The sequence below is a fragment of the Candidatus Pantoea soli genome, assembly GCF_007833795.1.
Lineage (GTDB): Bacteria > Pseudomonadota > Gammaproteobacteria > Enterobacterales > Enterobacteriaceae > Pantoea > Pantoea soli.
Map to the genome: position 1 here is coordinate 91,383 of NZ_CP032702.1, position 21,499 is coordinate 112,881.

General features: G+C 62.7%; 12 protein-coding genes. 7 read left to right on the forward strand and 5 right to left on the reverse strand.

Going from position 1 to position 21,499, the window contains the following annotated elements; genetic code table 11:
* The first annotated feature begins 299 nt into the window (after positions 1–299).
* The 7 genes from bcsO to D8B20_RS00460 are packed head-to-tail and all read left to right on the forward strand — an operon-like array spanning position 300 to position 12,148.
* Complete coding sequence (gene bcsO / locus D8B20_RS00430) at positions 300–1,037, forward strand: cellulose biosynthesis protein BcsO (RefSeq protein ID WP_145886115.1); 738 nt, start codon at positions 300–302, stop codon at positions 1,035–1,037.
* Positions 1,028–1,828, forward strand: coding sequence for a cellulose biosynthesis protein BcsQ (gene bcsQ / locus D8B20_RS00435; RefSeq protein ID WP_145886117.1), 801 nt, complete (start codon positions 1,028–1,030; stop codon positions 1,826–1,828). The genes bcsO and bcsQ (D8B20_RS00435) overlap by 10 nt, the downstream gene beginning before the upstream one ends.
* A gap of 60 nt (positions 1,829–1,888) precedes the next feature.
* Positions 1,889–3,994: a UDP-forming cellulose synthase catalytic subunit gene (gene bcsA / locus D8B20_RS00440; RefSeq protein ID WP_145886119.1), complete on the forward strand. Its 2,106-nt coding sequence runs from the start codon at positions 1,889–1,891 to the stop codon at positions 3,992–3,994.
* Positions 3,991–6,876 (forward strand): cellulose biosynthesis cyclic di-GMP-binding regulatory protein BcsB, encoded by a 2,886-nt coding sequence (bcsB, locus tag D8B20_RS00445; protein ID WP_145886120.1) that lies wholly within the window; start codon positions 3,991–3,993, stop codon positions 6,874–6,876. The genes bcsA (D8B20_RS00440) and bcsB (D8B20_RS00445) overlap by 4 nt, the downstream gene beginning before the upstream one ends.
* A gap of 11 nt (positions 6,877–6,887) precedes the next feature.
* The gene (locus tag D8B20_RS00450; RefSeq protein WP_145886122.1) at positions 6,888–10,688 is read left to right on the forward strand and encodes a cellulose biosynthesis protein BcsC; all 3,801 of its coding nucleotides are present in this window, start codon (positions 6,888–6,890) and stop codon (positions 10,686–10,688) included.
* Entirely contained in the window at positions 10,688–11,134 is a 447-nt protein-coding gene (gene bcsD / locus D8B20_RS00455) for a cellulose biosynthesis protein BcsD (RefSeq protein ID WP_145886124.1), read from the forward strand. Before D8B20_RS00450 ends, bcsD begins: the two co-directional genes overlap by 1 nt.
* A gap of 9 nt (positions 11,135–11,143) precedes the next feature.
* Entirely contained in the window at positions 11,144–12,148 is a 1,005-nt protein-coding gene (locus D8B20_RS00460) for a family 8 glycosyl hydrolase (RefSeq protein ID WP_145886126.1), read from the forward strand.
* A 54-nt stretch (positions 12,149–12,202) separates the two neighbouring features.
* On the opposite strand, the gene bcsC is transcribed toward D8B20_RS00460, so the two are convergent.
* Genes bcsC through bcsR form a run of 5 tightly spaced genes read right to left on the reverse strand, consistent with a single transcriptional unit; the run spans position 12,203 to position 21,417 of the window.
* A complete protein-coding gene (gene bcsC / locus D8B20_RS00465) occupies positions 12,203–15,583 on the reverse strand; it encodes a cellulose synthase complex outer membrane protein BcsC (protein ID WP_145886128.1) in 3,381 nt (1,126 codons plus the stop codon).
* Positions 15,576–17,873, reverse strand: a complete 2,298-nt coding sequence (gene bcsB, locus D8B20_RS00470) for a cellulose biosynthesis cyclic di-GMP-binding regulatory protein BcsB (protein ID WP_145886130.1) — start codon at positions 17,871–17,873, stop codon at positions 15,576–15,578. Before bcsB (D8B20_RS00470) ends, bcsC begins: the two co-directional genes overlap by 8 nt.
* Before the next feature lie 15 nt (positions 17,874–17,888).
* Positions 17,889–20,495, reverse strand: a complete 2,607-nt coding sequence (gene bcsA, locus D8B20_RS00475; RefSeq protein WP_145886132.1) for a UDP-forming cellulose synthase catalytic subunit — start codon at positions 20,493–20,495, stop codon at positions 17,889–17,891.
* Positions 20,492–21,223: a cellulose biosynthesis protein BcsQ gene (gene bcsQ, locus D8B20_RS00480; RefSeq protein WP_145886134.1), complete on the reverse strand. Its 732-nt coding sequence runs from the start codon at positions 21,221–21,223 to the stop codon at positions 20,492–20,494. Before bcsQ (D8B20_RS00480) ends, bcsA (D8B20_RS00475) begins: the two co-directional genes overlap by 4 nt.
* Positions 21,214–21,417, reverse strand: a complete 204-nt coding sequence (gene bcsR, locus D8B20_RS00485) for a cellulose biosynthesis protein BcsR (RefSeq protein WP_145886136.1) — start codon at positions 21,415–21,417, stop codon at positions 21,214–21,216. Before bcsR ends, bcsQ (D8B20_RS00480) begins: the two co-directional genes overlap by 10 nt.
* Between the last annotated feature and the right edge of the window lie 82 nt (positions 21,418–21,499).

A 21,499-nucleotide genomic window follows, 5' to 3' on the forward strand; every position in this document is an offset into this window, starting at 1 on the left:
ATCATGACAGAATTATGTGATAGCTGTCGCTACGCTTTAAAATCCGTCAGTTGGCTGCGTTAATTTAAAATTCAGCAGTTTAAGCCTGTAATTCTCACCGCCTCATTTCAGTTAATTATCATTAATTAATTCAGCCATATTAATTACTGCTGTCCGGCTGCTATCGGGCTTTTTTAATCTTAATGATTAAACACTTTTATTGATGGTGTGCTTTTCTTAATCAGAATTTTCTCACTGTCTTTAAATGCCTGTGATATATTCGCGGAAAAATTCACCCCCCGTTTCAGCAGGCTCCGCGCATGAAGAATTACGACGATCTGCAGCGATTCAAAGAAAAGACGCAAACGCTGGATATCGATTTTAAAGATATGTCGGGTCAGGCGCAGGACGTCGGGCACAGCCAGTGGGCGATCATGCGGCAGCTGGCAAGCGACGACGCGCCAGAGCTGGGACGCGGTCAGCGTATCGATCTGCCACAGCCCCAGCCGATTCGCGGTTATGAATTTATGGCGTCTGCCGCGGCCGCGCCCGCCGCGGCACCGGCAGTGACTGTCGCGCCGCCGATCGCCAGCGTCTCGCACGTCGCGCCGCAGACGGCGACCTCGCTGTTTCCGCCGCCGGTGTCCGCACCGGCAGTGACCGCCATACCAACGCTGCCGGCAGCCGCCGCACCGCCGATCGCCAGCGTCACACACGTCGCGCCACAGACGGCGACCTCACTGTTTCCGCCGCCGGTTTCCGCAGCGGCAGTGACCGCCGTACCAACGCTGCCTGCCGCCGCCGCACCGCCGATCGCCAGCGTCACGCACGTTGCGCCGCAGAAGGCGACCGCGCTATTTCCGCCGCCGGTGTCCGCAGCGGCAGTGACCGCCGTACCGCCTCCATTGGCAGCCGCCGCACCGGCACCTCAGCCGACGGCCGCGCCGGCACCTTCGCGGTTTGGGGCACTGTTCCGTTCCCGCACGGCGGAGTCGGCGCCGTTATCCAAAGACACGCCACTGAAACCGCTACTGGAGAAGATTGCGTTATGCCGTTAGTTTGTGTCTGCTCGCCAAAAGGGGGAGTCGGAAAAACCACCCTGGCGGCCAACCTCGCCTGGAGCCTGGCGCGTGCCGGGAGCAAGGTGCTGGCCATCGATTTTGACGTGCAGAATGCGCTGCGCCTGCATTTTGGCGTGCCATTGCAGGATGGCCGCGGGTATGTGGCGCGCGCTGATGAGCAGGCTGACTGGAGCCAGTCCATTCTTACCACCGGCGGCAACATCTTTGTGCTGCCCTATGGTGAAGTGACCGAGGCGCAGCGCGAACGTTTTGAAGAGAATCTGGCAAAAGATCCGCACTTTCTGCGGCGCGGTCTGGATACCGTGCTGAATTATCCCGGTCTGGTGATCATTGCCGATTTCCCGCCGGGACCGGGACCGGCGCTTAAAGCCATGCAGGCGCTTGCCGATATGCATATGGTGGTGATGCTGGCCGATACCGCATCGGTGTCGCTGCTGCCACAGGTTGAAAATCACCGCATGATAGGGCAGCCGCTCAACGCCCGGCATGGCCACTATTTCGTGCTGAACCAGAGTGATAATCGCCGCAATATCAGTCGCGAAGTCACGGCATTTATGCAGCAGCGTCTCGGTGAAAATTTACTGGGCGTGATTCACCGTGATGAAAGCGTCGCGGAAGCCAATGCGGCACAGCAATCTGTTTATGATTTCAGCCCTGCCTCAGCGGCCGCGTTTGATATCGAGCTGGTGGCAAAACGCGTGGCCAATATCCTGCATATTCACGTCGGTAATGGCGAAGTTCAGGCACCGATTCGCAGTAAATATTAATACCCGGCCAGGTTGCGGCCTGGCGGAAATAATAACAACGCAGCTTCTTCAGGGTGAATCATGAGTAAACTCGGGTTTTACCTGCTGCTGCTGGTGCTTGCACCGGTGGCGGCGGTAATCGTCATCACGCCTATGGATAGCCAGAAACAATATATTTTTGGCCTGATAAGCATCGGGATGATGTTTTTACTGGGCTTCAGCAAAAGCCGCAAAATAACGCTGGTAATGGTTATTCTCTCTGCGCTGATGTCGACCCGATATATCTGGTGGCGCACCACCGAGACGCTGCAATTTAATTCTGAAATTGAAGCCATTCTGGGTATTGGCTTATATCTGGCCGAGCTGTATGTCTGGCTGATTTTAATTCTGGGTTTCCTGCAAACCACCTGGCCATTAAAACGGACCATTGCGCCGCTGCCGGAGGATATCAGCCTGTGGCCGACGGTCGATGTCTATGTGCCAACCTATAACGAAAGCCTCGACGTGGTGCGCGATACGGTGCTGGCGGCGCAGTGTATTGATTATCCGCGTGACAAACTGCGTATTTATCTGCTGGATGACGGCAAGCGCAGCGAGTTTGCGGTCTTTGCTGCGGATGTCGGCGTTGGCTACATCACCCGTGACGACAACCGCCACGCCAAAGCCGGCAACCTCAACCATGCGATGACCCTGACCAAAGGCGAGCTGATTTGCGTGTTTGACTGCGACCACGTGGCTACCCGCACCTTCCTGCAAGCCACGGTGGGCGCATTCCTGAAAGATTCAACGCTGGCGCTGTTGCAGACGCCGCACTATTTCTACTCGCCGGACCCGTTCGAGCGTAATTTGCGCGCGGCACGCAGCATTCCCAACGAAGGCGCACTGTTTTACGGCCCGGTGCAACAGGGCAACGATAACTGGAATGCCACGTTCTTCTGCGGCTCCTGTGCGGTGATCCGGCGCAGTGCGCTGGAAGAGATTGGCGGCTTCGCCGTGGAAACCGTCACCGAAGATGCGCACACCGCGCTGAAAATGCAGCGGCGCGGCTGGGGCTCGGCGTTTCTGGCGATTCCGCTGGCTGCCGGGCTGGCAACCGAGCGTCTGGGCCTGCACGTTATCCAGCGTACCCGCTGGGCTCGCGGCATGACGCAGATTTTTCGCGTGGACAACCCGCTGTTTGGTCGCGGCCTGAAGTGGCAGCAGCGTCTGTGCTATCTCAACGCCATGCTGCACTTCCAGTTTGGTCTGCCGCGCGTGGCGTTTCTCACCGCGCCGCTGGCGTATCTGCTGTTTAACCTGAATATCATCCACTCTTCGGCTTCGCTGATATTTGCTTACGTCCTGCCGCACCTGGTGCTGTCGCTGTATGTTAACTCACGCATGAACGGCCGGTTCCGCTACACCTTCTGGGGTGAAATTTACGAAACCGTGATGTGTTTCCACCTGGTGATCCCGACGCTGCTGACCCTGCTTTCGCCAAAGCACGGCAAATTTAACGTGACCGACAAAGGCGGCCTGCTTGATCAGGGCTTTTTTGATTTTCACATTGTGCGTCCGCATGTGATCGTTGCCGTGCTGCTGTCGGCTGGCATCGTGGCGGGCGTGGTGCGTGCGGTTGCCCATACCTATTTCGGCGTCGACCCTTACGTCATTGCCCTTAACGTCGGCTGGGCCGTGTTCAGCCTGATTATCCTGATGGCGGCGATTGCCGTGGCGCGCGAAACCCGGCAGGTGCGTAAAACCATTCGCATAGATGTCCAGATCCCGGCGGTGATTCACTATGCCAGCGGCATCTCTTCGCGCACCCGCACCAGCGACCTGTCGATGGGCGGGGCACAGCTGGATGCGCCGGATAACCGCCACGCGCACGATGAGATTGAAGAGATCGATCTGCTGCTGAAATCCGGCACCATCACCATTCCGGTAAGCAAAATTTCCGGTGACGAAGAGACCATCCGGCTGCGCTTCGGCGATATGCCGCTGGCACGTCGCCGCGAACTGGTGCGCGTGGTACTGGCGCGCGCCGATGCATGGATTGCGCCGGAGTATCGCCAGGATAACCCGCTGGTCTCCCTGGCCACCATTATCCGTACCGTCTTTGAGCTGTTCTGGCTGAGCTGGAAAGATCGCCGTGAGAAGCGTAAGCCTGACAGCGCCTCCGCCGTCAAAGAGGACCGCGCAGTATGAAGGCACTGACGCAAACCTGGCTGGCGGCTGCGCTGGTCAGCACGCTGCTGGCCCCCGCCCGGGCGGAAACACTGCCGGTCACGCAGGACAGTGCGGCGCTCTCTGAGGTGCCACCGCCACAGGGTCTGGAGAATCACGCTGACGCGCAGCTGCAGCAGGCCGCCGGGGCGACGCCGTATGCGCCAGCCGCAACGCTGTCCGCACCAGCGCGCACGTCTGCGGCGCCGGCGCAGGAAACCGGCGTATCAGCGGCCGCCCCCACGGCAGAAAGCGCGCCTGTAGTGCCGGCACAGGAAACCGGCGTATCAGCGGTTGCCCCCACGGCAGAAAGCGCGCCAGCGGTGCCGGCACAGGAAACCGGCGTATCAGTGGCCGCCCCCACGGCAGAAAGCGCGCCAGCGGTGCCGGCACAGGAAACCGGCGTATCAGTGGCCGCCCCCACGGCAGAAAGCGCGCCAGCGGTGCCGGCGCAGGAAACCGGCGTATCAGCTGTCGCCCCGGCGGCAGGAAGCGCGCCTGCGGTGCCGGCACAGGAAAATAGCCTATCGGCTGCCGCCCCGGCCGCCGAAAGCGCGCCTGGCGCGGCGGCGATACAGCCAGGTGGATCGCCGCAGACGGCACCGACCGCTGACCTGACCGGGGCCGGTGAGGGAGCTACGCCCGCGCTGTCCGCGCCGGTTGTCGCCACTGCAGACAGCGGGGCGCAGAGCGTTGCGCTGAATCAGCCGGTCAGCAGCACCATTTCCGTCGCGCAGATGGGCCAGAAGCAGGGCATCACCCTGACCGGCGGACAACTGCAATCCGGCATCGTCTTTACGCTGCCGGGTGATGAAGTCATCACCAACGCCCATCTGAACCTGGCGCTGCGCGTCTCGACAGCGCTGGCGGCGCGCAATACCTCGCTGCAGCTGATGCTCAACGGCCAGCCGCTCGGTACGCTGCCGCTGGGCGCGGCCGACAGCGATGTCAGCGAATATGAGCTGGATATCCCGGCGGCGATGGTGGTTTCGGCGAACAACCTCAGCTTCAAAATCAACGATGCTGACAAACTGCTGTGTGAAAAAGAGAGCGCGCAGCAGTATCAGGTAACGATTCTGCCCAAAACCACGCTCAGCCTTGAGGGCCAGCAGCTGAACATCGGCACCAGCCTGCGTAACTTCCCGCGGCCATTTATTGACGTGCAGCGCATGACGCCAGCCAGCGTCAGCTTTGGCTTCGCTGCCAACGTCACGCCTGACAGCGTCAGCGCTGCGGCGCTGGTGGCGTCGTGGCTGGGGATTCAGTCCGACTATCGCGGTATCCGTTTCCCGGTGATGCGTGGCGACCTGCCGGATCAGAACGGCATCCTGGTAGGACATCCGGGAGAGAAAATCGGCACCGTTACGCTGCCGGACAGCGGCGGCCCGCTGCTGCAGGTGATTGATAATCCAAATAACCCGGTGTACAAACTGCTGCTGGTGGTCGGGCGTGATGAGGCAGAGTTGCGTCAGGCGGCAAACCGGCTGACCACCCAGCCGCTGACTACCGATGCCAGCAGCCTGCACGTTCAGCCGCAGCCAATCGCGGCGCGCCAGCCGTATGACGCGCCGCGCTGGATCAATACCAGCCGCCCGGTGCGGCTGAGCGAACTGCTGCGTAAAGATCAAAGCCTGACCACCACCGGCATCTGGCACGATGCGCTCAGCGTGAACTTCCGCGCCGCGCCGGATCTGTTCCTCTGGGACGGCGACACCATTCCGGTCAGCCTGCACTACCGCTTCCCGACGGAGAGCTGGATCGACGAGTCCAGCTCGTTTCTCAATGTCACCCTGAACGGCACTTTCCTGCGTAATCTATCGGTGAATAAAGTGGGCCTGCTGGAGAGCGCCTGGCACCGGCTGGGTGGCGATGCGCGCCAGGAGCAGTACACGCTGAAGCTGGAGCCGTATCTGATCTACGGCGATAACCAACTGGCGCTCTACTTCAACATCCAGCCCAAAGCGGATGCGCCATGCGGCGTGCTGCTGAACAACAACATCAAAAGCCGGATTGAAGAGGATGCGTGGATCGATCTGAGCCACACGCGTCACTTCAGTCTGCTGCCGAATCTGGCGTATTTCGTCGGGGCCTCGTTCCCGTTCTCGCGCCTGGCGGACTTCTCGCAGACCACGCTGCTGCTGCCGGAAAAACCCGGCGACGCCGAGATTGCCACGCTGCTGGATATGGCTTCACGCGCCGGTAAAGCCACCGGCGTTCCGCTGACGCTGAACCAGGTGCTGTTTGGCCTGCCGGCGGGCGGCACCCATCTGACGCGTCTGCAGCACAGCGATGTGCTGGCGGTCAGCACCCTGCAGAACAGTGCCTTTACCCGGCAGATGCTGGCCCACACCGCTTATACGTTAAGCGGCAATACGCTGGGCGTAAAAGAGCCTGGCAGCGGGGATAAACTGCGCGCCTGGCTGACCGGCGACTGGAGCCGCCAGCCGCTGGATGCCGATCGCTACTTCTCGTCTAACGAAGCGTGGCGCGGTTTTGTCAGCTACCGCTCACCGTGGAACGCGGATCGGCTGGTGGTCATGACCGTAGCCACCAGCGATCAGCAACTGCTGCGCCTGCATGATGACCTGGACGCAGCGCGCATCAACGCCGGTATTCGTGGCGATACCGCCATCATCACGGATGAGAACGGCATCCGCAGCTTCCGCGTGGGGCCGCAGTTCCCGAGCGGCGAAATGCCGTGGTACATGATGGTGGTGTGGTACGCCAGTCAGCATTCGGTGCTGATGGCGCTGGCGGCCCTGCTGCTGGCGGCGCTGGCGGGCAGTGCGACCTGGGTGATGCTGAAACGCCACGCGTGGCGACGTCTCAATCCTGACGCCCGGCGTCAGTCCGGCCGGAAGTAAGGATAACAATAATGAAAAAACATCGGATAAGTGCCGGTATTCATCAGGCGCTGCTGCTGGGCGGCGCGCTGGCATTCACTGCGCCACTGCTGGCGGCAGAGAGCAGCAACCCTGCACTGCAGGCGCTGTTCGACCAGGCTGCCTACTGGCACCAGAAGGCGCATGACGATCTGGCCAACGCCGCGCTGCAGAAGGTGCTGATGGTTGAACCCGCTAACCCCCAGGCGTTATACCTGCTGGCGCTTTATTCGCAGCAGGGCGGCAACAATGCAGAAGCCGCGCAGTGGCGTGCGCGCCTCAGTGCCGCTTCACCCAACGATCCGCATCTCAGCGAGCTGGATAACGCGCGGCAGATACAGCATATCCCGCAGGCCCAGCTGGCGCTGGCGCGTCAGCAGGCACGCAGCGGCAATATCGCGGCGGCGCTGCAAACCTGGCGTAATACCTTCAGCGGCAACGAACCGCCACCCGGTGTGGCGGCGGAATACTACCTGACCATGGCCGGTGACCGCGCGCTGTTGCCGCAGGCGGTGGATGCGCTACAGCAGTTCGCTGCCGCGCATCCGCAGGATACCGGGGCAAAGCTGGCGCTGGGCAAGGCGCTGACGTATCAGGAAACCACCCGTCGTCAGGGCATTGCCCTGCTGGCGGGCATGGCGGATGGCAATCCGGAGGCGGATCGCTCCCTGCGCCAGGCGCTGCTGTGGCTGGCACCGCAGGCTGCCGATGCTGCACTGTACCAGACCTGGCAGCAGCGTCACCCGCAGGATAACGCGGTGCTGGAGTACTACCGGAAAAACGTCGGCGGCGCCGAGAAAGGGGCGGGCTTCAGCGCGCTGAACAGCGGGGATGTCAGCAACGCGCAAACCAGCTTCGAAAAAGTGCTGCAGGCGAATCCGCAGGATGCCGATGCCCTGGCCGGCCTGGGATACGTGGCGCAGCGTGCCGGGCGCTATGCAGAAGCGGCGGATTACCTGACCCGCGCCGCGCAAATGGGCGGCGATCAGAGCCAGACGCGTCAGCAGCAGGCCGAAGATGCGCGTTTTTACGCGCAGCTGGCCAGCGCGCAGCAGGCGCTGAAAAACGGTGACAGCGCCGGTGCGCTGGCGCTGAGCGAACCGCTGACGCAGGCCAGTGGTGAAAAAGGCGTGGCCGCGAAACTGTTCCGCGCCGATGTCCTGCGCCGCAGCAATCAGCCTGAGCAGGCAGAGCAGACCTATCGCGCTATCCTGCAGAGCGACGCCGAAAACCGCAGCGCCCGGGAAGGCTTATTCTACGTGCTGCGGCAGCAGAACCGCAGCGCTGAAGCCAGCACGCTGCTGGACTCGCTGCCACAAAGCGTGCGCCAGAGCGTGGCGCCGCGCGGCAGCAGCAGCGATCCGCTGCGTGCGCAGGCAAAACGTCTGCTGGCGGCAGGCGACACCCGCGCGGCCATCGCCACGCTGAACAGCGCCATACAGCGTTATCCTGCTGACGGCTGGCTGCGTCTCGATCTGGCGCGCCTCTACCGCGCCCGGGGCGATAACATGATGGCGGCAACGGTGATGCAGCCGGTGATGCGCAGCGGTGCCGGCCTCAGCGAGCTGTATGCCGGTGCGCTGAATGCCAGCGAAAGCGGCGCCTGGCAGCAGGCCAGCCAGCTGCTGGCTCGCATTCCTGATGCCAGTAAAAACCGCGACATGCGCGAACTGGCACAGCGCGTCAACTTTAATCTGCAGATGGCTACCGCCGATCAGTATCTGGCGCAGGGCGCGAACGCCGCCGCGGCAAACACGCTGCGCGCGCTGGCGGCCGCGCCGCCTGCGAATCCGGTCGATGCCGGCAATCTGGCCCAAAAGCTGGCAAAAGCCGGCGATCTCACCCGCGCGGTGGCGGTGGTGCAGAGCAATATGCAGCGCGGCGTACAGGGCAATGCCGGCGATTATGCCGCGCAGATCGCCGTGCTGAACCAGGCGGGTCTGAGCGATGACGCGCAGCGCTTTCTCAACAGCCCGGAACTGCAGGCACGCAGTACGCCGGCTCAGCTGGCGGGGATCCGCAACGGTTATCTGATCAACGAGGTCGATCGCCTGCGTGAGCAGAGACAGTATGCCGCCGCGTACGACAAGCTGGTGGGCGCACTGCAGCACGATCCGCAGAACCGCGATCTGATGTTCGCCATGGCGCGCCTGTATCAGTCCGGCCGGATGAACAAAGAGGCGGGCGTGGTGTATGACTACCTGATGACGCAGGATACGCCGACGCAGGATGCGCGCACTGGCGCGATCGATGTGGCGCTGGCGCAGCATGATGTCAGCAAAGCCAATGGCCTGACGCGCGGCCTGAAAGAGGAGCAGACGCCAGCCCGCCTGCTGCTGCTGGCCCGCGTGGCGGAAGCCAACGGCGAGCACAGCCTGGCGATACGCTATCTGCGCACCGCGCGGGCGCAGCTCACCGGTCTGGCGGGGGCACAGACCGGCAGTGTGCCGGTGGCGGGTGGTCTGGTACTGGCCGACAATCCGTTTATCAATCGCGGTGCGTCACCGGTCACCGCTTCCCCATCCGCGGCGGGCGTGGTGATGCCGTGGCAGACAGCCCCGGCGGCCCACACCGCAGAAAACACCACGCTGGCGGCCAGTTCGCCAGCCGTGCAACAAAGCCAGACGCTGCGCCAGATTGACAGCATGATGGCTGACCTGCAGGAAAAAACCGGCACCTGGGCGCAGGGGCAGATGCAGGTACGCGGTCGCGACGGCGAATCGGGCCTGAGCAAGCTGACCGAAGCCAAAGCGCCGCTGACATTCTCAACCGTGCCTTTTGGCGAGTCGCGGTTTGATTTTACGCTGACGCCGGTATCGCTCACCGCCGGCAGCGCCGCCGGCGATGCGTGGCGGCGCTTCGGCAGCAATGCGCTGGTACAGGGCAAGGTGGTGGCCGCCGGCGCGGCCAGCGTCAACGATGCGCCCTCAGCCAGTACCGATGCGCAGAAGGCGTCTGGCGTAGAGCTGAACATGGCACTCAAAGGCGACAGCTACCGTATCGACCTCGGCAGCACGCCGCTGGGCCAGGATCTGACGACGCTGGTGGGAGGCGTGCAGTGGTCGCCGAAGCTGACCGATTTCCTTACGCTGATCCTGACCGGTGAGCGCCGCGCCATGACCGATAGCCTGCTCTCCTATGTGGGCGCTGAAGATAAAACCAGCGGCAAGCGGTGGGGTCAGGTCACGAAGAACGGCGCGAACGCGCTGCTGAGCTATGACAACGGTGACGCCGGCTTTTACGCGGGCGGTGGCGCTTACCGCTATGAGGGCGAAAACGTTGCCAGCAACAATAGCGTGCAGGCGACCGCGGGTGCCTATCTGCGGCCGTTCCACGGTGACGATCGCGAACTGAAGGTGGGGATGAGCCTGTCGTGGATGGACTTCTCGAAAAACCTGAGTTACTTCAGCTACGGCCAGGGCGGCTACTTCAGCCCGCAGAACTATGCGGCCATCTCCTTCCCGATCGACTTCAGCCGCAAATTTGACGATCTGAAGGTCAATGTCGGCGGCTCGGTGGGTTATCAGTCCTACAGTCAGGATAAGAGTGCGTATTTCCCGAACGATCCAACGCTGCAATCCCAGCTGCAAACGCTGGCCGACGGCGGCTTCGTGAAAAGCGCCTACTACAGCGGCGGCAGCAAAAACGGTATCGGTTATAACCTGCACGCCGGTGCCGATTATAAGGTCAGTAAAGATGTGACCGTGGGCGGCCAGCTGGGCTACGACACCTTTGGCGACTACAACGAGAGCACAGCCAGCCTGTACTTCCGTTATCTGTTTGGAGATCACTAATGAGCGAGCAACAGGCCGCGCGTGCCAGCCATCCGCACCAGCCAGGCTGGTTTGATCTGGTCAGCGTGATGATTGAAAGTATGCTGGACAATGCCGGCGAGGAAGCGGAAGGTTTCCTCACCGGCACGGGTGAATTGCTGGGGGCACGCTATCCTTTGCCTGAGGCGCGCACCGTGCAGGATCTGGAACGGGAGATGAACCTGCAGCTGGCGCGCTTCAACTGGGGCTTTGTGCAGCTGCAGCCGCTGGAAAATGCGCTTCTGCTGCAGCACCATGCGCTGCCGCAGGGCGACAGCAGTCTGACGGCGGCCCGCTGGCAGCGGGCGCTCAGCGCGGTGCTGGCGGGGCTGTATGCCTGCTGGCTGCGGGCACAGGGAGGCAGCGCGACGGTGCCGCTTACGTTTGAAAAAATCGACGGCGGTGCGCTGCACTACCGTTATCAATAGGATGCTGTGATGAAAATGATGCGCTTATGGCGTCAGTGGATGCTCTGTTTCATGGTGATGTGCTTTAGTGCGCAGGCAGCCGCCGACGGCTGGAGTACCTATAAAAGCCGTTTTATGCGCGACGATGGCCGCATTATCGATACGGCAAACAACAATGTCAGCCATACGGAAGGTCAGGGCTACGGTATGTTACTGGCGGTGGCCAATAACGATCGCGCCACCTTTGATCGGCTGTGGCAGTGGACGCGCACGCATCTGCGTAATCCACAAAACGATCTGTTCTGGTGGCGCTATACGCCGGACGCGAGCGATCCGGTTGCCGATAAGAATGATGCCGCCGACGGGAACGTGCTGATCGCCTGGGCACTGCAGCGCGCGGCGCAGAAGTGGGGTGGTGATTATCAGCAGGCGTCCGATCGTATTCAGCGTGCGGTGGTGAAGCACACGGTGATCAGCTATGCCGGCTATACCGTCATGCTGCCGGGTGCGCAGGGCTTCAACAAAACCAGCTATGTGGTGCTGAATCCCTCTTACTTCCTGTTTACCGCATGGCGCGAGTTTGCCCGGCACAGCCATCTGCGCGTGTGGAACAGCCTGATCGACGACGGCATGACGCTGCTGGGTAAAATGCAGTTTGGTAAAACCGGGCTGCCGCTGGACTGGGTGGCGCTGAACGCCGATGGATCGCTGGCCCCGGCGCTGGGGTACTCAAACCGCTTCAGCTATGACGCCATTCGCGTGCCGCTGAATATCTGGTGGTACGATCCGCAAAGCCTGCGTCTGGTGCCGTTCCAGCGCGTCTGGCAGGGCTATCCCCGGCAGAGCACGCCAGCCTGGTTTGATGTGCTCGCCAATACGCCGGCCCCCTATAACATGGACGGCGGGCTGACGGCGGTGCGCGATCTGACGCTGAATGAAACCCGATATCTGACCGACCAGCTCACCCCGCAGCAGAACTACTTCTCTGCCAGCCTGCAGTTGCTGACCTGGCTGGCGTATCAGGAGAAGCACTAACCGCTGCGACACCGGCGGACGGGCTGCTGACGTCCGCCGATCCGCTTTCCGGCGTTATTTAAAGCTGGCGTAAGGCACCAGCGGCTGCGGCGGCAGATCGAGATCGCCGTTCCAGCCCGCCATTGAGTAGCGCAGATAAATCAGGCCGTGGCTCGGGGTGTAATCTTTCGCCTGCTGAATATCCATCGCCAGCCCCACCGACCAGTGCGGGGTAATACGCCGCTCCACGGTGGCCTGCAGGGTATAACCGAAACCACTGCCGCTGCTGCTGGCAGAAACCGGGTTGGACGCCAGCGTGAAGCCCGGATTGACCGGATAGCGCGCCTGCCCGGCGGTACGCGAGCGTGACCATGAGACGGAGCCGCCAAGGTCAAACGACCAATTCTCCGTGCGCTGTCGCCAGGTCAGCGGCACCGCCAGCGAGAAATACTGCTGCGGGCTGTAATAGCCGCCCTGACCAAAGGTGTAATCACTTAAATCCTTCTGGTAATGCCACAGCATACTGTTCAGGCCGATAGTGGCGCGCTGATTATCCGCGTTAATCAGCTTGTAGTAATACCCCGCCATCAGCCGTTCACGGCTGTTATCCGCCACGTTCTCCCCGCTGATCTGATGCGCGCTGATATCCGCCCATACGCCGTGTGCGCCGCCTTTGTCGTAGCTCAGGCCGATGCCGCCGCCGGTTGCCACCACGCCGCCCCAGGTTTTCCCGCCATTGGTGGCGGGATCGCTCGCACCGGCGAAGGCCAGCAGCGAGCTGGAGATCGGCCGGCGTGACGCGGTGAAGGTCACGCCCAGATCGTCAACGTCCGTTTTCCAGCTCACGCCGCCTGTCCAGTTGGTCACGGTGAAGCCCAGCGGCGTCGTGCCAATATCGGCGGACCAGCGATCGTTCTGCCAGCCGACGCCAAGCGCCGTGCCGGTATCGCGCTGGGTAAAGTCGCGGCGACAGCCACCGGCGCTGGCATCATTACAGCTGCCAAACAGCGCGCTATGGCTGTTATCCGTGGTGCTGAAAGTGCCTGCCGAGACCTGCACCTGATCGACGCGGACAAAGCCGCGCCCGTCAGCCAGCGGCGTCTCAGCCTGCAGCATCGTGGTGTGTGCGGTAAAATCGGATGTGCCGCCGTTGCCTTTATCGCGGGAGTAGTCCTGCTCCAGCGTCACCGTGGTGTCCTGCCGGCGATAGAGGTCGGCAGCATCGCTGCGAATGCTGCGTTTCAGCCAGTCATCCGCTGGCTGATTGCGCGTCAGACGGGTGTAGTCTGCACCGGAGGCCGGCACCGCCGGGGTGATGGCGCTGGCGACCATCGCCAGCCGGTAATCCTGCTGTGCCTGGTCAGGCTGCTGCTGCTGCGCTTCCAGCCGTGCAGCATCGCGATACACCAGCGCCTTCTCCTGCGAGGGTGCCGTCTTCTCCGCCAGACGTTTCAGCGCGGTAAACCGCTGCTGCGCCTGCACAGGGTCGCCGCTGTTCTGCCACGCGAGGGCAATGCGGCGGCCCGTATTGAGGCTTTGCGGCGCTCCGGGCTCGGGCAGAGTGGCCAGGGCGTGGCGCGCCTCTGCCGGACGCTGCAGCGCCAGCAGGGCTTCAATGCGCCCGAGCGCCGCGTCACTGTTCCGGTTATCCTGCTGCAGAATATGCTGATAACCGGCCAGCGCACTGCGTGCATCGCCCCGTTCCAGCGCCCAGTCGGCCAGCAGCATGTCGCGACGCACGGAAGCGGGCTGCTGCTGCAGCAGCGCCAGCGCCGCCGGTTCGTCACCGCGCTCGCGCAGCGCACTGGCCTGCGCAAACACTTTATCCTGCGTCAGCCGCTGATTCAGCTCACGCATGTTGTTATCCCAGCGCGCTTCCGGCAGGCGGTGCAGCACCGCCAGCGCGGCATCATCCTGATTATCTGACGACAGCCACAGCGCCTGGACATAGTACGCGGCCGGGTCCTGCGGATGCTGGCGGACCAGCGTTTCCATTAGCTGTGCGCCCTGCGCTGCCGCGCCGCTGTTACGCAGCGCGCCGGCGAAACGCCAGGCCAGCCAGACATCGTCCGGGCTGTTCTGCCACGCCTGGCGATAGTACGTGGCGGCCTGCGCCCACTCTCCCTGCTGCGCCAGTGCGTCGGCCTGCGCCAGCACTTCGCTGTTGTGCAGATCGGTCAGCCGGCGCTGAGCGGTGCTGTTGCTTTTGTCGAGACGCAGCGCCTGCTGCCAGAACTGTGTCGCCTGCGCGGCGTTTTTGCGCGCCAGCGCCACGTCGCCCAGGCCGATCAGTGCCCAGCTGTCCTGACTGTCCAGCGCGCTGGCGCTGCGATACTGATTTTCCGCGCCGGCCAGATCGCCTTTTTTCAGCGCCGCATCGCCGTTATTTATCGCCAGCCAGTAGCGATTGGTCTGTAACAGCGACTGCCATTTGCCAATCTGCGTGCTGGCCTGGCCGGCCTGAATCGCTTTCTGCAGCCAGTCGATGGCGGCGGCGCGGTTATTCGCCCGCGCCTGAGCCTGGCCCATGGCACCCATCAGATCGGCGTCATCGGGATTGGCTTTCAGCGCCGCCTGCAGCGTCGGGATGGCCTCCGCCCCGGCGCCGTTACTGACCAGCGCCAGCCCGCGCATACGCTGCCGGTAAGCCGGATCGGCCAGCAGTTTTTGCTGCTGTGCCAGCAGTTCCTCGCCGCGCTGCTGCGCGTCGCCGCTGGTAAACACCTGCAGATACTGCTTCAGGCTGGCGACGGTGGCATCGCTGACCGGCTGATTCTGGATCTGCTGCAGCCAGAGTTCGGCTGCGGCGTCGCGTCCGCCGTCGCGGTTGGCCAGCTGCCGCAGCTGGCGCAGCGCGTCATCCGGCTGATTTTGCTCAAACGCCATGCGCGCCAGCTGCAGCTCTACGCCGATGTTGCCGGGATAACGCTGCTCCAGACTTTGCAGCTGCTGGCGGGCAAGCTGCTGCTGTCCGGGCAGACGGGCTACCAGCCGCCAGTACTCCAGCGCGGTGTTCACATCGGGAAAGACGCCGTGAAACAGTGCATCCCACGCGGTTCGGGCTTCCTCTATGCGGCCGGCGGTTGCCAGCAGACGCGCCTGCTGCAACTGCTGTCGGCCTTCATCACTGACCAGCCGCAGGCCGGCTTCCGACTCGCGGGTAGCCGGATCGTCCGGGGCGTTATGTTTCAGCGTATCCAGCAGCGTCCGGGCTTTGTCGCGATCGCCCTGGCGCAGCGCCATGCGGATTTGTGCTGCCAGCACCTGCGGATTATCCGGGTCAATTTTTTCCAGCCGGTACAGTGACTGCTGCACCAGGTCATATTTATTGGTCGATTCACCGGTGCGGATTTGCATCAGCAGCCACGCCACCGGCGCCACCTCCGGCCCGGGGGCGGCGCTGGCAATGCCCGCCAGCGCGCCGCCGATCAGCAGCGCAAGGGGTAACTTATTCATCTTCATCCAGCCCGGAGAGGCGGCGGCGCGTGACCATCCGCATCAGACGCCACACCATCAGGGCAAACAGCAGCACCACGGCGACGGCACACAGCGCCAGCCACACCGGATGCGTTGCCATCTGATTCCAGACGCGCTCCCACCACGGCAGGTGACCAACAAAGTAGGTATCACCGACGCGGACGCTGGCGACGCCGGATTCGCGCACCACGCTGGCTGAGCCGTACATCGCGGCGCGCTTGCTGCTGTCGAGCAGTGCGTTGTTCAGCAGCGCCCAGCCGCGCGGGCTATCCGCCAGCAGCGCGACAACGCTGCGCTGATCGCTGAACGGGGACTGGAAGCCGACAATCGCGCCCAGCGGACCGTTAGAACGGATGCCGGTCTGGCTTTCCACGCGACGATCGCTGGCGGTAAGCGGGGCGCTTTCTGCGCTGACCGGGCGTGCCGGCATGTTGATCCAGCTGCGGGCGCGATCCACCAGCAGGTTGATCGACGGGTTGCCCTGCAGATCCGCCGGCAGTGTGCCGATCAACAGCAGATCGGCATCCTGCGCACGGGCTTTGCTCCAGTCATCGCTCATCTGTACGCGCAGGGCCGGATAGCCGGTCTGGGCACCGATATTGCCCAGGGTATTCAGCAGCGTACTGACCGCGCCGGCATCCGGCTGCACGCCGACCAGCACCAGCGTTTGCGCCAGATCGGCATAGCGGCTGTACGGAAAGCCGGCATTGGCAAAGGCGCCAAGCGACGGCATTTCGATATAGTGACGATAGCCGGAGAAATCGATGCTGGAGCGATCATCGACCACAACATGGTGATCCACCGGCGTGACGGTCTCACAGCGACCATCGGCCGTGCCGCCGACAAAGGTATTGGCATAATCAAAGTTAAAGCGCAGCTGGTTGACCGCCCCCAGACGCAGCGCCGGAATGGTGAGCTGACGGCTGTTGTCCTGCAGGCCCTGAATCAGCGGCAGGCGCATCAGCTGCTGTCCGGCGGTGCTTTTGCTGGTCAGCGGGTAGTCCTGCATGAACTGATTGTTAAGGTGTACCGCCAGTCGTGAACCGTCCTGCTGCTGCGGTGAGGTGTAGCGGTAGATCAGATCCATATCAATGCCGCGCGCGCGCACCAGGAACAGGTCCGGCGGCAGGTTCAGCGTCAGACTGATCGGATTGGGCTGTAATCCATCGCCCTGCAGCTGATTCGCGTACTGCGCCAGCTCGCCGAAGGTGGTGCGGCGATCGGTACGCACCCAGTTCGGCGCATCGTACGCCTGGCGCGGTGCCAGCAGCTTCACCTCATCAATGGTGGCGCTTTCGCCGCGCAGCAGCAGTTCGCCCTGCGCGATGCCTTCAACGGCTGTAATCAGATCGTTATCGTCGCGGCCGGTAATCAGCAGCATTTTCTGATACGGGTTATCCGGCTGGCTGATCATCTGCACGGTGGGTTTATCCACCGGCGGTAAATTCTGCAGGAAGGCCGGACGCTGCGCATTGGTGGCAAACACCACCGCGTGCTGCTGCGACGGCAGCTGGTTATACAGCACCGGGAAGGACTGGCCGCGCCACTGCGCTTTGCTGCCAAACCAGGAGGCAAGGATTGCCGCCGCGCGCTGCTGCGTCAGATCCGGCGGGCCGCTGAATACCATCGGCAGCTGCAGCGGACGGGTATCGCGCGCGTCAAAGAACGGCTCCGGGAAGTGTGACAGATCATTTTTCAGCGGCAGCTTCTGCAGCGTCAGATCCAGCCTGCTCTCTTTGCCAATGTCCATCCAGATGGTGCTGTTGGCCGGGTTTTCGCAGACGTTGGCATAGTGGCCCACCAGTTCGAGGCGAACGCGGTTGAAATCGCTGATAAAGCGCGGGTCAATCGGCAGCTGCGTCTGGTTCTCTTTTCCGGCCTGATCGGCACTGACCGTCACCAGCCCCACCAGCTCATCATTAAGGTAGACCTTAAGCTGTGACTGGACCGGCAGCAGCGCCGGTGACGGACGGTAGCTGAGCGTCAGCAGCGCGCGCGTCACCACTTCGTCGCTGCGTACGCCAAATTCAATCTGGCTGTCGGGCTGCGTGCCGCGCAGGGTGATGCTACCGGGCGGCGGTGCCACCTGGCTGAACAGCAGCTGGCTGTCGCGCAGCGGTGCGCTGGCATCCGCAGGCGGAGACGCCAGCGTGAGGGGGGCAGACGCGGCGGCGGCCGGCGTGTCGGCTGTCACTGGCTGCGGTGCAGCGTGGGCCAGAGAAGCGGTGCCCAGCAGCAGGGCAGTGAACCAGCTCAGTTTTCTCGTCATGGTCGTATCATCAACTTAATAAAAATCGGTTTTGCCGGAGGCCGGCAACGGTTTCACGCCCTGCGGCAGCAGCGTGGCCAGCCAGCGCAACAGTACGGTCAGGCCGCGGAACAGGCGGCGCATCGGCGCAGGGCCGTACTCCGCCAGTCGCAGATAACCTTTAAAACCCAGCACCATAATGTCGGCGAGGCTCTGCACCGGTTTGTCTTCCGGGAAGCCGTCCTGCCACAGCGCCCAGGTATCGGCGCGCGCAAAAGTACACTGGATAAACTCGATGTGCTGCTGCGTGGTGAGCTGATGCAGGCGGATACCGGCACGGCGGCCAAACACGCGCTGCACCTGACACGGGAAGCTGAACTCCTGCTGACCGCGGCGCAGCAGCAGCGAGACGGTTTCGTTCTCCTTCAGCGCATCCGCTTCACGCAGTTCGACGCCGACGCCGCCATCGGAATAGTCGCGCAGCGTGCAGGGCACCATGTGGCCGTCACCGCGGGCGAGGGCCGCGGGCATGGCAATCTCCACCCGGTGGGCTTCACGAATCTGCCGCGCTTCCACCGAGACCGCCACGGCGCCGCCAAGAATGATCATGTTGTAAATCACCCACACCAGGCTGACCCAGATGGTGAGAATTTCATTCGACGGGCCGTGCGCCATGCGCCAGAAGGCCATCACAATACCGGCGATGTTCAGCAGCACCAGCAGCATATACGGCTTGGTGATCACCCAGTCGAGATGGCGCTGCTCTACCAGTCCCCCTTTGGCCGTCACGTTAAACTTGCCTTTGTGCGGATTAAACAGCGCGACCGTGGTTGGCCGGGCGATGTACCAGGCCAGCACGGTTTCGTACACCTCGCTCCAGAAGGAGTGACGCCAGCGGCCCTGAATGCGTGAGTTGGTCAGGCTGGTATGCACCATGTGCGGCAGCACGTAGATGGCAATCGCCAGCGCCGGCGCATAAATGATGTACGCGTGGAACAGCAGAAAGGCCAGCGGTGCCAGCAGGAAGATCAGGCGGGGAATGCCCGCCAGAAAGTGCAGCATGGCGTTGGCGTAGCATAAGCGCTGCACCAGCTTCAGCCCTTTACCAAACAGCGGATTATCAAGGCGGAAGATCTGCACCATGCCGCGCGCCCAGCGGATACGCTGGCCGATGTGCGCCGACAGGCTCTCGGTGGCCAGCCCGGCGGCCTGCGGAATACGGATATACGCCGAGGTGTAGCCCCGGCGGTGCAGGCGCAGTGAGGTATGCGCATCTTCGGTGACGGTTTCCACCGCAATACCGCCAATTTCATCCAGCGCCGTGCGGCGCAGCACTGCGCAGGAGCCGCAGAAGAAGGCCGCGTCCCAGGTGTCGTTGCCGTCCTGCACCAGGCCATAAAACAGCGAACCTTCGTTGGGCGTCTGTCGGAAACGGCCGAGGTTGCGTTCAAAGGGATCGGGCGAGAAGAAGTGGTGCGGCGTTTGCAGCATCGCCAGACGCGGATCTTTCAGGAACCAGCCCAGCGTCAGCTGCAGGAACGAGCGCGTGGGCACGTGGTCGCAGTCGAAAATCGCGACGTATTCGCTGCGGCAGGTGGTTTTCAGCGCGTGGTTGATGTTGCCGGCTTTGGCGTGCTCATGCGTGGCGCGCACTACATAGTGAATGCCGACGCTGGCAGCAAATTCGCGAAACTCAGCGCGCGTGCCGTCATCCAGCAGAAAGATATTCAGTTTATCCTGCGGCCAGTCGATGCCCAGCGCGGCATAAATCGTCGGTTTCACCACGCTGAGCGGTTCGTTATAGGTGGGCACCAGAATGTCCACCGACGGCCAGCTGTCGATGGCGGGCGGCATGGAAACCGGCTGCCGGTTAAGCGGCCACAGCGTCTGAAAATAGCCCAGCACCAGAACGGTCCAGGCGTAGGTTTCTGCAGCAATCAGCAGCAGGCCAAAGATCAGGCTGAGCGGATCGTCCCAGTTGAGCGTTTCGGTATAACGCCACCACAAATAGCGGCAGGAGATGGTCAGTGACAGCACAATCAGCATCATGGTGGCGAGGCGGCCCGGCACGCGGCGCACCAGCATGGCCAGCCCCCACAGTAACAGCACAAACACCAGCTGCGTGGTGATACTGAACGGCTGCGAGATACACAGCAGCGCCAGCAGGCTGGCCACCAGCGCGGTGAGAATAAACAGCAGCTGGCGCAGGCGCAGCGGCAAGCGCTGCAGCTGCTGCTCGGCGCGATCGGGCACGCCACTGGCCACAAGACGCGCCGGCAGCCGGTCAAGCCAGTGCCACAGCCGGTGTCGCCAGCGGAACAGACCGCTGAAGCGCTGACGCCCGCTGCGCACGCGCTTGCCCTGCGGCAGCGTCAGCATCAGCCACAGGCTCTGTAACAGATAGCGCAGGGCATCCAGCGGGCGCGGGCGCAGCGGTGAAATCTGCGGATAGTAGCGGTGACGCTGCTGCAGGATCGACTGCCAGCCCGGCGACTCCAGCCGCAGCAGCGACCAGGCCAGCACGCACCAGACGAGGTGCAGCGCCACGGTAAGGCGGCCGGCACCGTGCGTGCGCGCCGTGCGGGCGCGTTGTTGCAGCGCCTGCCAGACCGGCGGCACCAGCAGCCAGCGCAGCGGATTCACGCGGCACCTCCGGCCACGTGCAGCAGCAGCCAGTTCGCCAGCGTGTTGATCTCCTCGCTGGCCAGCGCATGCGGCCGGTATTCACCCACCGGCTGCTTCATCATCAGCGCTTCCGCCAGCGCTTCGTCGCGGTGAATCACCTGCGGAATCAGATGCGTCAGGGAACGCAGCCACAGCTGATGCAGATCCTGCTGCAGCTGGCTGTTGGCGTTGAACTGGTTGATCAGGAACAGCGTCGGCGCGCTGAAGGCGTGACGGTGCAGGCGCAGCTGGCAATTGGCATCCAGCGTCAGCACCTGCAGCAGGCGATCGGCTGCCTGCAAAAGCGGCGCGTGGCACGGCAGCGGTTCCGCCGGCAGGTCGAAAATAATCCACTGATAGCGCTTTTTCAGGGCCGGTAAGGCATTGAGCAGCGGGGCGGTCAGGGTGGCTGGCGCCTGCGGTAACGATAAGCGCTGCTGATGCGTCAGCAGGCCTGACGGCAGAAAATCCAGCCCCGGCTGGTAGCGCTGCGCGCTGTGCTGCCACGGCTGCTGTTCCAGCAGGGCAGGGAGCCAGCCCGGCGCGTGATCCAGCGGCAGATTAAAGTGCGCAGCCAGCTGATTCGCCGGTGAGGCATCAATCAGCAGCACGGACGCCTGCAGCCGGTGCAGCGCCCAGCCCAGTGCTGCGCTGAGGGCGGTCGCACCGCAGCCGCCGCGCAGTCCCTGTAACGCAATTACCGGCATTCGTCTTCGCGCTCCGCAACGTCCAGCATTTCACGCAGCAGGGGCCAGCGCGCCAGCAGGGTATTTACCCGCGCTTCACGCGCAATATCAATGTAGCGAAAGGCTTTCAGCCCAAAGGCAGCGCTCAGCGCATTAATATCATCCTGATCTTCACTGGCAGAAGCGATCAGCGAAAAAGCATTTTCTGTTTTCATTACGTTTTGCCATCAAAAAAGACAATCCAGGGAGCGCAACGCTATTTTTGCCGGCGGTTGAACCGAAGTGAGCGATGCGGCG

Coding starts and splice junctions, on each gene's coding strand:
- bcsO (WP_145886115.1), top strand. CDS start 300: ATGAAGAATTACGACGATCTGCAGCGATTCAAAGAAAAGACGCAAACG.
- bcsQ (WP_145886117.1), top strand. CDS start 1,028: ATGCCGTTAGTTTGTGTCTGCTCGCCAAAAGGGGGAGTCGGAAAAACC.
- bcsA (WP_145886119.1), top strand. CDS start 1,889: ATGAGTAAACTCGGGTTTTACCTGCTGCTGCTGGTGCTTGCACCGGTG.
- bcsB (WP_145886120.1), top strand. CDS start 3,991: ATGAAGGCACTGACGCAAACCTGGCTGGCGGCTGCGCTGGTCAGCACG.
- D8B20_RS00450 (WP_145886122.1), top strand. CDS start 6,888: ATGAAAAAACATCGGATAAGTGCCGGTATTCATCAGGCGCTGCTGCTG.
- bcsD (WP_145886124.1), top strand. CDS start 10,688: ATGAGCGAGCAACAGGCCGCGCGTGCCAGCCATCCGCACCAGCCAGGC.
- D8B20_RS00460 (WP_145886126.1), top strand. CDS start 11,144: ATGAAAATGATGCGCTTATGGCGTCAGTGGATGCTCTGTTTCATGGTG.
- bcsC (WP_145886128.1), bottom strand. CDS start 15,583: ATGAATAAGTTACCCCTTGCGCTGCTGATCGGCGGCGCGCTGGCGGGC.
- bcsB (WP_145886130.1), bottom strand. CDS start 17,873: ATGACGAGAAAACTGAGCTGGTTCACTGCCCTGCTGCTGGGCACCGCT.
- bcsQ (WP_145886134.1), bottom strand. CDS start 21,223: ATGCCGGTAATTGCGTTACAGGGACTGCGCGGCGGCTGCGGTGCGACC.
- bcsR (WP_145886136.1), bottom strand. CDS start 21,417: ATGAAAACAGAAAATGCTTTTTCGCTGATCGCTTCTGCCAGTGAAGAT.